The 12125-nt window shown below is 69.9% G+C and carries 10 protein-coding genes; 6 read left to right on the top strand and 4 right to left on the bottom strand.

The window, feature by feature from the left end; translation table 11 throughout:
- Positions 1-27 precede the first annotated feature (27 nt).
- The 4 genes from WME82_RS25710 to WME82_RS25695 all read right to left on the bottom strand — a co-directional run bounded on the left by WME82_RS25710 (position 28) and on the right by WME82_RS25695 (position 4939).
- Positions 28-1842: a carboxypeptidase-like regulatory domain-containing protein gene (locus WME82_RS25710; RefSeq protein ID WP_438037455.1), complete on the bottom strand. Its 1815-nt coding sequence runs from the start codon at positions 1840-1842 to the stop codon at positions 28-30.
- A 287-nt stretch (positions 1843-2129) separates the two neighbouring features.
- Positions 2130-3404 (bottom strand): sulfate reduction electron transfer complex DsrMKJOP subunit DsrP, encoded by a 1275-nt coding sequence (gene dsrP / locus WME82_RS25705; protein WP_438037454.1) that lies wholly within the window; start codon positions 3402-3404, stop codon positions 2130-2132.
- Between the two features lie 15 nt (positions 3405-3419).
- Positions 3420-4322: a 4Fe-4S dicluster domain-containing protein gene (locus WME82_RS25700; RefSeq protein ID WP_438037453.1), complete on the bottom strand. Its 903-nt coding sequence runs from the start codon at positions 4320-4322 to the stop codon at positions 3420-3422.
- Positions 4319-4939 carry a hypothetical protein gene (locus tag WME82_RS25695; RefSeq protein WP_438037452.1) on the bottom strand — a complete coding sequence of 207 codons (621 nt, stop codon included), beginning with the start codon at positions 4937-4939 and terminating at the stop codon, positions 4319-4321. Before WME82_RS25695 ends, WME82_RS25700 begins: the two co-directional genes overlap by 4 nt.
- A gap of 268 nt (positions 4940-5207) precedes the next feature.
- Here WME82_RS25695 and WME82_RS25690 point away from each other — a divergent pair, with 268 nt between their 5' ends.
- The 6 genes from WME82_RS25690 (at position 5208) to WME82_RS25665 (ending at position 12118) form a co-directional block, all read left to right on the top strand.
- On the top strand, positions 5208-5450 hold the full coding sequence (locus WME82_RS25690) for a hypothetical protein (protein ID WP_012237335.1): 243 nt from the start codon (positions 5208-5210) through the stop codon (positions 5448-5450).
- Positions 5447-7870, top strand: coding sequence for a molybdopterin-dependent oxidoreductase (locus WME82_RS25685; RefSeq protein WP_438037451.1), 2424 nt, complete (start codon positions 5447-5449; stop codon positions 7868-7870). The genes WME82_RS25690 and WME82_RS25685 overlap by 4 nt, the downstream gene beginning before the upstream one ends.
- A complete protein-coding gene (locus tag WME82_RS25680; RefSeq protein WP_438037450.1) occupies positions 7867-8640 on the top strand; it encodes a nitrate reductase cytochrome c-type subunit in 774 nt (257 codons plus the stop codon). The genes WME82_RS25685 and WME82_RS25680 overlap by 4 nt, the downstream gene beginning before the upstream one ends.
- On the top strand, positions 8637-8993 hold the full coding sequence (locus tag WME82_RS25675) for a hypothetical protein (protein ID WP_438037449.1): 357 nt from the start codon (positions 8637-8639) through the stop codon (positions 8991-8993). The genes WME82_RS25680 and WME82_RS25675 overlap by 4 nt, the downstream gene beginning before the upstream one ends.
- A 1126-nt stretch (positions 8994-10119) precedes the next feature.
- Entirely contained in the window at positions 10120-11373 is a 1254-nt protein-coding gene (locus WME82_RS25670) for a carboxylate--amine ligase (protein ID WP_438037448.1), read from the top strand.
- A complete protein-coding gene (locus tag WME82_RS25665) occupies positions 11339-12118 on the top strand; it encodes a metallophosphoesterase family protein (protein WP_438037447.1) in 780 nt (259 codons plus the stop codon). Before WME82_RS25670 ends, WME82_RS25665 begins: the two co-directional genes overlap by 35 nt.
- Positions 12119-12125: the final 7 nt, after the last annotated feature.

The raw sequence follows: 12125 nt of genomic DNA, 5'->3' as shown, positions 1-12125 counted from the left end.
TGTCCACCCAGAACGCCTGGAGGGTCGTTACTGGCCTGTGACGTAGAACACGCCGCGCAGATCCTCGGTCGCGGAGATGGCGCCCGGCTCGCCGCCCGGGGAGCGCCAGGAGGTCACGCGGAACTGATAGTACATGCCCGGATCGAGGGGACCACCGTACTCGACCGAGACCTCGTCGACGCCGCTCGATCCCGGGATGCTCGGCCCAGCGCACGTCGGGTCGTCCCCGAGGCACCACACGAGGTCGCCATAGGCGTTGTAGACGACCACGGTATAGAAATCCTCGCTGGAGTCGTCTCCCCACCGGAGCGTGGGCGCGGCCGTCACCGGCTCGGGATCCGTCGCGCCCGGGCCGATCAACGGCAGCGACTCGGTGATCTTGAACGAGGTCGGCAGCGAGACGTCCTCGCCGGGGCTCGGCATCTCCACGGTGACGAGCTGCGTGCCGGCGATGTTCGGATCGGGATCGCGGACGAGGCTGTCGTTCTCGAACGCGGCCAGCACCACGTATTTGCCAGCGGGTACGCCGGAGATGCTGAACTCACCGCTCACGTCGGGCGGCCCGCTGAGCGGCGTGCGCAGCCCTCGCGGCACCTCCCCGCGGACGAAGGCGTCGTTGAACGTGGACGCGACGACGACCACGACGCTTGTGGTCGAGCCGCCAGGAGCGTCGACGATGTTGAGCGTGCCAGTCAGGGTGCCGAGGGCGGCGTCCGAGCGCGCCAGATCCACGCCCGTGACCGCCGTGTCACCGACCTCCGCGGCCTTCGGATCGAGCGCGAGCCCCGCCGCGTAGCCGCTCACCGAGTAGCCGCCGGCCGGCACGTTGAAGATGGTGTAGGCGCCGCCGCGATCGGTCACCGCGCTGAACCCCGTGCCGCCCTCGTCCTCGGCCACGACGAGCACGCCGCCGGACTGCTCGTCCGCGAGCACCGAGCCCGAGATGCTCGGCAGCCCCCGCTGGTCCTCGGGCAGCGGGATCAGCGCGATATCCGTGAGCGCGGTCTCGATGCTCCACCCGTCGTCGCCCGACGTCGCCTCGCTGGAGGCGATCGGCAGGGCGGTGCGGAGCCCACCGGGGAAGGGCTGGTGGTCCTGCGCGCTCGCCCGCAGCGTGAAGATCACGTCCCCGATCGGCGCGCCGTTCTCCGTGCGGGGCACCGGCACCTCGAGCACGTAATTCCCTGCGGCGTCGGTGATCGTCACGTCCGTGAGCGCGGTCGCCTGATCGTCGAGCGCGAGCACGAGCGCGCCCTCGATGCCCGCGGTGCTCTCGGAGTCGAACACGGTCCCTCTCGCCAGCACGGGCGGATAACACGCATGGCCGCCTGCGACGAGCTCGGCGCAGGTGAGCCCGCCCGCGCACAGCGGGGCCTCCGGATCGCACGCGCCGCCTTCGGCGATGCCACAGATTCCCCCGCCGTCTCGCGTCTTGCCGCAGACCGCGTCGTCGAGGCAGAGATCGGGGCCCGCTGGATCGCACGCGCCGCCAGGCGGGGTCTGGCAGGTTCCGTCGGCGCCGCACGTCGTGCCTTCTGCGCAGAAGTCCTTCGCGTCCCCGGCGCAGGGGCCTCCGAGCGGAACTCGGCATGTGCCGTCGTCGCCACAGACGGCATCGTCCAGGCAATAGTCTGTGCCGCCCGCATCGCAGCCGGCGCCCGGCGGCGCATAACAGATGTGGTCCTCGCCGCCCTCGGCGCACACAAGGCCGCTCGGGCAGCCGTCATCCGGAGCACATTCATCGCCGGCCTTCTCCGGGTCAGGCCCGCAGCCCAGCGCGACGAGCGGGAGAGCGACGGCGGCGGCCTGCGCGGCCAGACGAGCGTACTCGGCAACTTTCATTGAAGTGTCCTCCCTCTTGTAAGTTGAAATGCGACGCGGTCGCCAGCGCGGCTCAGCGCTCACTCGCCCGGGCAATCTGGATGACATGAGGCGATTGCCACTCTCGCCCTGGGTCAACGAGCTGGCCAGCACATGCCCCCTGCAGTGCCCGGGCGATCCGTGGACGGCTCAGCTTTTATATTGTCCGAGGAAGTGCCACTTTCCGGGCCAACGACCACGCAGGCCGACACGCGCGCTCGAGCGACGCCGGAGGTGTGTCCGGCGGCGCGCCATGCCACACAGCAGCGCTATTGCCCAAGCGCCGGCGCGTGCTCGTCCGTGCGGGTGGCACCGGAGCGCGGCTCGACCGACATCTCGCCGGTGAGCACCGTCAGCGCGACCTTGATGGCGATCGTGAGCACCATGAACCCGACGGCCCAGATGCCCGCCGTGATCTTCCACTCGGCCATCGAGGGCACGTACTCGACGAGCTCGTGCAGGGTGCTCGGCACGAAGCCCGGGATGATGAGGCCCATGCCCTTCTCGATCCAGACGCCGGCAAAGGCGGCGACGCAGGCCGCGTTGAGGGTTGCGCGGCTCCCGCGGCTCGCCGGCAGGTGCAGGAGCGCCGCGGAGGCCACGTTCAGCGCGACGGCCGACCAGATCCACGGCACGAGCGCGCTCTTGCCGTGCAGGCCGAAGAACAGGTAGGTCACCGCGGTGCTGTGCGTGCCGCCGGTGTAGAGCGACGTGAAGAGCTCCGAGCCCAGCATGAACAGGTTGAGCAGGACGGTCACGCGGAGCACGGAGGTGAGCGTGCGGATCGGCCCGTCGCCCACGCGAAACCGGGTCAGCCGGGCGACGAGCTGGAGCAGCAGGATCACGAAGGCCGGGCCGGTGATGAAGGCAGAGGCGATGAAGCGGGGGGCGAGCAGCGCCGAGTTCCAGAAGGGGCGGCCGCCGAGGCCCGAGTAGAGGAACGCCGTCACCGTGTGGATCGACACCGCCCAGCCGATGGACAGGAACACGAACGGCAGATACCACTTCCTGTCCGGCTTCCTGCCCAGGTACCTCGTGTAGATGAGGTAGCCCGAGATGTGCAGGTTGATGAACAGGTACCCGTTGAGGACGATGACGTCCCAGGTCAGCATCGAGATCGGCCAGTTGAACCGCCCGAGCCCAGGCAAGATGTGCCAGAACCTGTCCGGGCGCCCCATGTCGGCCACGATGAACAGGAGGCACACGACGATGGCGGCGATCGCGAGCAGCTCGCCGAGGATCACGACGTCGTGCATCTCGTGGTCGTCGTAGAGATACGCCGGGATCACCATCATCACGGCGCCCGCCGCGAGCCCCACGCCGAAGGTGAAGTTCGCGATGTAAAGGCCCCACGAGACGTGGTCGCTCATGCCGGTGACCCGCATGCCCTCGGCGAGCTGGTGGGCCCAGGCGTTCGCGCCGACGAGGGCGATCGCCGTGAGCACGGTCATCCAGAGATAGAAGCGCCACGAGCCCTCGAAGCTCTGGCCGATGACCCGGAGCAGGAAGCGCGGGTAGGTGATGGCGTGCGTGTCCTTGCCCATCGTGGCTCCGCTCGCTCAGACGTCGAAGAAGTAGAAGAAGCGCGGCCGCGTGCCGAGCTCCTCCTTGAGGATGAAGATCCGCTTGTTCTCGAGCACCCAGCGGATCTCGCTCTTCGGATCCAGGAGCTTGCCGAAGACGCGCGCGCCCGTGGGGCAGGCCTCGAGGCAGGCCGGCATCCGGCCCTCGCGCGTCCGATGCAGGCAGAAGGTGCATTTCTCCACGACGCCCTGGGGCCGGATGCGGTTCGACAGGTAACCCTGGTCCGGGTTGATCTCGTCCGCGGGCACCTCGGGCTTCGTCCAGTTGAAGCGCCGCGCGTGGTAGGGGCAGGCGGCCTCGCAGTAGCGGCAGCCGATGCACCAGTTGTAATCGACGGCGACGATGCCGTCGGGCTCCTTCCAGGTCGCCTGGACGGGGCAGACCTTCACGCAAGGCGCGTGGTCGCACTGCTGGCACTGCACCGGCAGGTAGTACTTGCCCTTCGCGGGCACGGCGTGCTCGTACGTCGCGTCGCCCTTCTCCATGTCGAAGCTGCCCTGATCCATCTCGAGCACGCGAATGTAGGAGTTGTTCGTGCGCCGATCGTGGTTGTTCTCCACGTGGCACGCCTCCACGCACTTGCGGCAGCCGATGCACACGCTCAGGCTGAGCGCGTAGCCGAACTGCACCCCTTCCTGCGGGCGGACGTCGCGGATCGTGACCTCGCGGCCGTACTCCTCGCGCGTCTCTCGCTCGAGGCGGTCGATGACCTCGGCGAGCTCTTCCCTCGTGAGCTCCTTGTAATGGCGCTGCAGGAACTGATCGAGCGAGAGGTCCTTGCTCCACGCGCGGAGCGGCTCCATCGCGTGGGCGAACGCGGAGGCGCCGAGCGTGGCTCCGAGCACCTTGAGCGCGACGCGCCTGGATGTCTGGGTCATCGGTGGGCTCCTTCTCCTGCGCCGCGCGCCTCCACGAAGCGGTCGCGCGGGGGCAGGACGGGCATCGACGGCTGGAACGCCGGCACGTGCGGATCGTGGCAGTCGACGCAGTGGTTGCGCACCCGCGCGCCGCCCGCGTAACTGCCGTTCATCCCGCCATGCGCCCCGCTCGCGTAGTCGCGGAGCTGGGGGCCGTGGCACTGGGCGCAGAGCTGCATGGCGTCGCGCATCGGGAGGAGCGCGCCATCGGCCTTGCGCAGCGTGTCCTGCTCGCCGATCACATGGCACGAGGAGCAGCTCAGCCCGCCGTGTTCGAACCTCAGCCCGACGTGGAACTCGTCGAGCTCCGCCGTCGAGGTCGGCAGCGCATCGGGCCTGCGGAGCGAATGGCACGTCACGCACGCCGCGCGGATCGGCCGGCCCAGCGAGTCCCGCTTGTCCGTGGCGACACCGGAGAGCTTGTCAGGGCGGTGGATGCTCGCGGAGGCGATCGGCGTCGCGTCGAGCGCGGGGCGCAACCCGAGCGGCTGGTCGCGACCCTGGCAGCCTGCCGCGTGCGCCACGCAAAGGAGTCCCAGGATCGCGGTGGCCCCGGGAAGATGAAGAGAGGAGTGCACGGCGCGATTCACATCGCACGCCACGTGCCATCGCGCGCGTCCGGGGCGGCGCCGCGGCCCGCGGCTCCGCGCGGTGCAGGGTGCGCGTCCGGACGCACCGTTTGCGCTGACCCACGGTCCGCGCGCGCCAGGGATCTCCGGTGAGGCGCAGGGCGCACGCCGCGATGGACGGGCCTCCCGGCGACGATCTCGTGTGGCGTGGACCTTGCGATGTGGCGCTCGACCCGCTCGAACACATCCACCCGATCAACCCCAAGCAGGCGTTCCGATGCCCCTCAGTGCTCTTGTCATCACGCTTTCCGATGAGCCCAGCGCGCGAGCGCGGGCGTGTCGCTCGCTCGCCGCAGAGGCGGCGCTCTCGCTCGGTCCGCCCTGTGGTTCGAGGCTGCCCGCGATCGCCGAGACAGCGACCCTGCTCGCGGGCGAAGAGCTCGTGGAGCGGATGCTCTGCACCGACGGGGTGGACTTCGTCGATGTGGTCTCGGTCGACTTCTCGGATCTGGAGCCATGATGGATCGCCGCGATTTTCTGAGGTGCTCCGCGATGGGCGCGGCGACCGTGGCCGCCAGTCGGCTCGCGCTGGGCAAGGACGGCGTCGCCGCCGCCCAGGCGGCCCCCGGGCCGGGGACCGCCTCCGATGTGGTCTGGAACAAGGCGCCGTGCAGGTTCTGCGGCACCGGCTGCCACGTGCAGGTGGGCGTGAAAGGGGGCCGCGTGGTCGCGGTCGCGGGCGACCAGAGCGCGGACGTCAACAAGGGCCTGCTCTGCGTGAAGGGGTATCACGTCGGCCTCGCCCTCTACGGCAGAGACCGGCTCACGAAGCCGCTGCTCCGCAGGAACGGCAAGCTCGAGCCCATCGGCTGGGATGAGGCCATCGCGATCGTCGCGCGGCGCGCGATGCAGAACCCGGCGGGGTTCGCGCTCTACGGCAGCGGCCAGTGGACGATCCCCGAGGGGTACGCGGCCAACAAGCTCGTGAAGGCGGGGCTCGGGAACAACCAGATCGACCCGAACGCGCGCCTCTGCATGGCCTCTGCGGTGACAGGCTTCCTCTCCACCTACGGCGTGGACGAGCCGGCCGGCTGCTACGAGGATCTCGACAAGTGCGATGTGCTCCTCATGTGGGGGAACAACCCGGCCGAGATGCACCCCGTGCTCTTCTCGCGCGTCGTCGACCGGCGATCGAGGGGCGAGCAGGTGCTCCTCATCGATCTCACGACGCGGCGCACCCGCACCTCGGCCTTCTGCCAGCACACGCTGTATTTCAAGCCGAACACCGATCTTGCGATCGCGAACGGCATCGCCCACCTGCTCGTCGAGCGCGGGACGCTCGACCGGGCGTTCGTCGACAGGTTCTGCAACTTCCGCGAGCGGACGGAGCACCCCACCCTCGAGGGGCAGCGGATGAGCTTCGAGGAGTACAAGATGGCGCTCGCCGAATACACGCCGGAGCGGGTGGAGGCGATCTCGGGCGTCGCCGCGAAGGACATCCGGATGCTGGCGGATCTCTTCGGGCGCCGCGATCTGCGGATCACGAGCCTCTGGTGCATGGGGATGAACCAGCACACCCGCGGCACCGCGATCAACGATCTGGTGCACGGCGTGCACCTGCTCAGCGGCCATTTCGGCAAGCCCGGCGACGCCCCGACCAGCCTGACGGGTCAGCCGTCGGCCTGCGGCACGGTGCGCGAGGTCGGCACGCTCGCCCACGGGCTCCCCGGCGGCCTCGTCGTCACGAACGCAGAGCACCGGAAGGAGGCCGAGCACCTCTGGAACCTGCCCGAGGGGCGGATCAACCCGAAGCCCGGCTACCACACGGTCGAGCTCTGGAAGCGCTTCTCGACCCCGAAGGAGCAGGGGGGCGACATCGACACCATCTGGGTCATGGTGACCAATCCAGGCCAGTCGTTGCCGAACACGAACGAGCTCTTCGACGCGAGCCGCAAGATCCCGGGCAAGTTCCTGATCGTGTCCGACGTCTACCCGACGGCCACGGTGCGCGCCGCGGACCTCGTCCTGCCCTCGGCCATGTGGGTCGAGAAGAACGGGATGTTCGGCAACTCCGAGCGCCGTACGCAGCAGTGGTTCAAGATGGTCGAGCCGCCCGGCGAGGCGCGGGACGATGCATGGCAGATCATCGCCGTGGCGCGCAAGCTCCAGGACATGGGATTCGCCGGGATGAAGGACAAGGACGGCCGTTTCCTGTTCGACATCCGGAAGGACGGCAAGGAGGTGCCGGTCTGGGACTACACGCATTACCACGACGTCAACGTCGACGAGCAGCTCTTCGAGGAGTACCGAGAGTTCAGCCGGTTCAAGCACAAGGACCTGGCGCCGTACCGCGAGTACGTCAAGGCGCGGGGCCTGCGCTGGCCCGTCGTCGAGCAGCCCGACGGCTCGTGGCGGGAGACGCGGTTCCGCTTCGCGAGGTTCGACGACCCTTATGCCACGAAGGAGGAGATCCAGTTTTACCACTCGGTGACCAAGGACGACCGGGCGCTCATCTGGTTTCACCCCTACGAGCCGCCGCCCGAGTCGCCCGACGCGGAGTATCCCTTCTGGCTGTGCACGGGCCGCGTCCTCGAGCACTGGCACACGGGGTCGCTCACCATGAGGATACCCCAGCTACAGCGGGCGATGCCGCAGTCGTACCTGGAGATGAACCGCGAGGACGCGCGGAGGCTCGGCGTCGGCGACGGCGAGGTCGTGATCCTGGAGAGCCGGCGCGGCGCGCTCGAGCTGCCTGTCTGGATCGAGGGCCGGGGCGCGCCGCCGCCTGGCACGGTGTTCGTGCCGTTCTTCGATGAGACCGTGATGGTGAACCGCGCGACGCTCGAGGCGTACGATCCGCTCTCGAAGCAGCCGGACTACAAGAAGTGCGCGGTCAGGATCCGGCGCAAACCGCAGGGCAAGCGGGGAGAGGCGCGATGAAGGACGCCCGCGGCCTGCACGTCGGCCTCGCCGCGATCGTCGCCGTCGCGGCGGCGGGCTACTTCTCGGGAGTTCGCGGCACGGAGCAGGGGGTCGCCGAGCTGCGCGGCGATTCCCCTCCGCCCTCGGCGAGCGTCGAGGCGCGCAGCTACGCCGACATGCGCGAGCGCGCGCACGGCCCGAACGCCGGCATGTACGAGGGCGCATTCGCCCGGCTCGAGGCGGCGGATGCGGATCTCTACGCCCCTGTCGAGCAGTCGGAGGCCGATCGAGAGGCGGCGCTCGAGCGGCGCGCTTCCCGCCGCGCCTACGACGGCGCGCCGCCCACGATCCCGCATCGCATCGAGCAGCTCGGCGCCCCGGATTGCCTTTCGTGCCACGAGCGCGGGCTGCGCGTCGCGAACCTCACCGCGCCCAGGATGAGCCACCGTCGCTACGAGAGCTGCACGCAGTGCCATGTCGTCGGCGCCGACCCGAGGCCGCTCGCGGAGACGCCGCCTCCGCCCGACAACACCTTTGCTGGCATGCCGTCGCCGCGGCGAGGCGCCCGCGCTTACGAGGGCGCGCCGCCCACGATCCCGCACCCGACGCTGATGCGCTCGGAGTGCGCGAGCTGCCACGGCGTCCATGGCGCCCTCGGCATGCGCTCGACCCACCCTTACCGGCAGAGCTGCACCCAGTGCCACGCGCCTTCGGCCGAGCTGGATCAGCGCGCGCCCAGGCCCCTTTCGGCGTGGCCGCCGCCGAGCATGGGAGCGGACAGGCCATGAAGTCCCACTCCATAGATCAGAAGGAGATCGAGCCCGAGATCCCGCTGCCGCCCTTGCAGGAGGCCGTGCTCGACGACGCGACCCTCGATCAGCTCTTCTTCGACCTCGCCGAGGCCGCGGAGCTCGTCTCGGTGTCGCTCAAGGCCGGTGCGACTGCACGCGCGGGGGATCTCCAGCGGGCCGGCAGCGCGGGCGGCGAGCTCGCCCTCGCCCGCCGCGCGCTCGGCGACGGGACCGCGCTCGGGGTGCAGATCCGTTATCGCTTCGCGGGCTCGGAGTGGTGGGACACGCTGCTCCGGGTCCCCTCCGGCGTGCGCCTCGTGCGCGTCCGGATCGAGGACGCCCTGGGATAGCGCGCCGCGCATGGGTGGCGCCGTCATTCGATGAGCAGAGAGGGCTCAGAGGCCGACGGTAGCCCGGGTAGAGCTCGTCCAGGCGGCGCGCCCAGCCAGCGGCGCGCGCGAGCCATCCACCCGCCTGGGCGCGCGCCCGGCACGCCTCGTGCCTTCTTCGCAGAAGTCCTTCGCGTCCCCAGCGCAGGGGTCGCCGAGCGGAACTCAGCACGTGCCGTGGTCGCCACCGACGGCTTCATCGAGGCAGTAGTCGGTGCCCTCCGCATCGCAGCCGGCGCCGGCCGGCGCGTAGCAGGTGTGGTCTTCGCCCCCTTGGCCCACACGAGGCCGTTCGGGCGGCCGTCCTCGGGGGCACATTCATCGCCGACCTTCTCTGGGGCAGCTCCGCAGCCCAGCGCGACGAGCGGGAGGGCGACGGCGGCCATCTGCGCGGTAGGCCGGGCGTTCGCGGCAATCTTATCGAGGTTTCCGCCGTTCGGTAACATTCATTCAGGTGTCCTCATGCTCCGTGACGAGATGATGACCCGAAGGCGCTGCGCGGACGCCGCCGGCGCGGCTCAGCGCTCTTCCGCATGGGTCATCAAAGGCCGAACGGCGACCATTGACGCTTGTTTGGAGACCAGCGCATCACCCAGGCGACCGCATGCCCTCTACAGTGCCCGCGCGATCTGCCGACGGCTCACCTTTCGTAACTGGCCGAAGCCGATCCACGTCGTGGACGAATGAGCTCGCCGACCCGCAGGCGCCCTCGGCCAATCTGCGCCCGGCGAGCGCCGCTCGCGAGGCGCGCAGCCGCCCGGACACCGGGTAGAACACCGCGGTTCGGAGCGGCGAACCATGTCCTTATCTTGCGTGTACAGCCCTGTGCCTAGGCTTTCCATTGGTCGTGTGTTTCGCTTGTCAGCCAGCAAATTCGCCGTATACTGATTGTGAGTCACGCTCCTGCCGTCCGCCATGTCGTCGTGCGGCGTGTCGCAGCGCTCGTGTCGATCCGCCGGATCGAGGCTCCGACCGTCCCAGGTCCGTTCCGGCGATGCCCTGGACGGCGCGCTCGCGAGCTGAGCGGGCGCCGGAGCGCTGCCGCCACCGATCTTCGCCGCGGTCAAAGGCTCTCGAAGGGGGACTCATGTCGAACGTGGTGATCAGGGACGGACAGGACATCGACGTTGCCCGCTTCTCCCCCGAGCGCCCCCCCGCGCTCGTGCTAGGAGACATCACCCTGGTCCGGCCCCACGGGATGGCCGGGATCCCGGTCATCGCGGTGACCAAGGACCCGACCGACGCGGTCCTGTGCTCGCGCCACGTGAGCGCCGCGTGCCTCGTGCCCGGCTTCGACGAGGCGAGCCGGGCCACGTCCGCAGCGACCCTGCTGCGCCTCGGGGCGCGGCTCCACGCCGCCCTCGGACGCAGGATCCCGCTGGTCTACGGCACCGACCCGCAGCTCGAGCTCGTCTACCGCCACCGGAGAGCGCTGGCGCAGCACTTCCTCTTCCTCCTCAACGAGGAGGACGTCTGCTGGTCTCTCCTCGACAAGGAGGGTTTTTACGACCTCTGCGAGGCGAGAGGCGTCCTCGCGCCGCGCACGCTGCGGCCCGGCGGCGATCCCGCGAGCCTGCGCGAGCCGCTCCTCGTGAAGCCGCGCCGCAAGTTGGCCTGGGCCGAGATACAGCGCGATCTGCTCGGCGGCGCTGGCAAGGCGCGCCTCTTCAACACGCGCGCCGAGCTCCTCGCGCACCCGCATTTCGAGCGCCTCAAGCAGGACCTGATCGTCCAGGAGCACATCCCGGGCGGCGTCGTCGATCTCGTGTCGTTCCACGGGTTCGCGGACGAGGAGGGGGAGTTGCTCGCGTGGTTCTGCGGGCGCAAGCTCCGCACCCACCCGGCCTTCGCCGGCGAGAGCGCGGTCGTCGAGATCACGGGCGACGAGGCGGTCGCCGCGGCCGGGCGCGAGGTCGCCGGGAAGCTTGGGCTCAAGGGGCCCTTCAAGATCGACCTCGTCCGCGACGCAAGGAGCGGCGCGCTCTACACCCTCGAGGTCAATGCCCGGTACACCCTCTGGAACCACGTGGGCGCCGCGGCGGGGGTCAACCTGCCGCGCGTCGCGTACGACTACCTGGTCGAGGGCCGGCGCCCGCCTGCGCCGCCGCGCGCCGCCCCGAGCTACCGCTGGCTCGACGTCTACCGTGTCTACCGCGCGTTCCGGGAGCAGCGCAGCAGCGCATCCCTCGCGGGCTGGCTCGGCACGGTCGCCGGGGCGCGCACCGTCTATGACGCGTTCGCCTGGGACGACCCGAAGCCATTCGCGCGATGGGCCAGCTCATTCCTCACACGAAAGGTCGCGCGCCATGCTCTACGGGATCATCGCGGACATTCACGGTAACCTCGAGGCCCTCTCGGCCGTGCAGGCGTTCCTCGCGGAGCGGGGGGCGGAGCGCCTGCTCTGCCTCGGGGATATCGTCGGGTACAACGCGGACTCCGACGTGTGCGTGCGCCTGCTCGCGCGGCCGCCGGCCCTCGCGATCGCGGGCAACCACGATCTCATCGCGATCGGTCGGATGGGCATCGAGCGCTGCGGCACGAAGGCGGCGTTCGCGCTCCGGCGCACGCGCGTCGCGCTCTCCGCAGACAGCAAGCGGGCCCTCGCCCTGCTGCCCAGGCGGCGCCTCATCGAGGGCGAGATCGTCCTCGTCCACGGTGGCGTCGCCGACGCCTGCCAGTACATGGTGAGCCCCGCGCACATCGAGGCGAACGCGCTGCTCCTCAGGGAGCGCGAGCCGAGCGGGCGCATCTGCTTCTTCGGGCACACCCACGTCCAGGCGCTCTACGAGGTCGAGGCGGGGGTCGCGACGCCGCGGCCGACGGGCGAGCGGATCTCGCTCGGCCACGGGCGCCGTTGCTTCTTCATCAACCCCGGCTCGGTCGACGCGGCGCGGAGGCGTGAGAAGCTCGCCGAGCTCGCCGTCTTCGACTCGTCGCGACAGGAGATCTCGTTTCATCGGGTCCCCTATGATCACGAGCGCGCCGAGCGGCGCGCCGCCGAGGAGGGATATAGAATGACATGGCTTGACAGGCGCCTCGTCGCGGCGCGTGCGGCGCTCGCCCACCTGCGGCCACGATGGCGCTGAGGGGGAG

The organism is Sorangium sp. So ce128 (assembly GCF_051525245.1).
Lineage (GTDB): Bacteria > Myxococcota_A > Polyangia > Polyangiales > Polyangiaceae > Sorangium > Sorangium cellulosum_B.
This window is presented reverse-complemented; position numbering and strand designations above follow the sequence as displayed.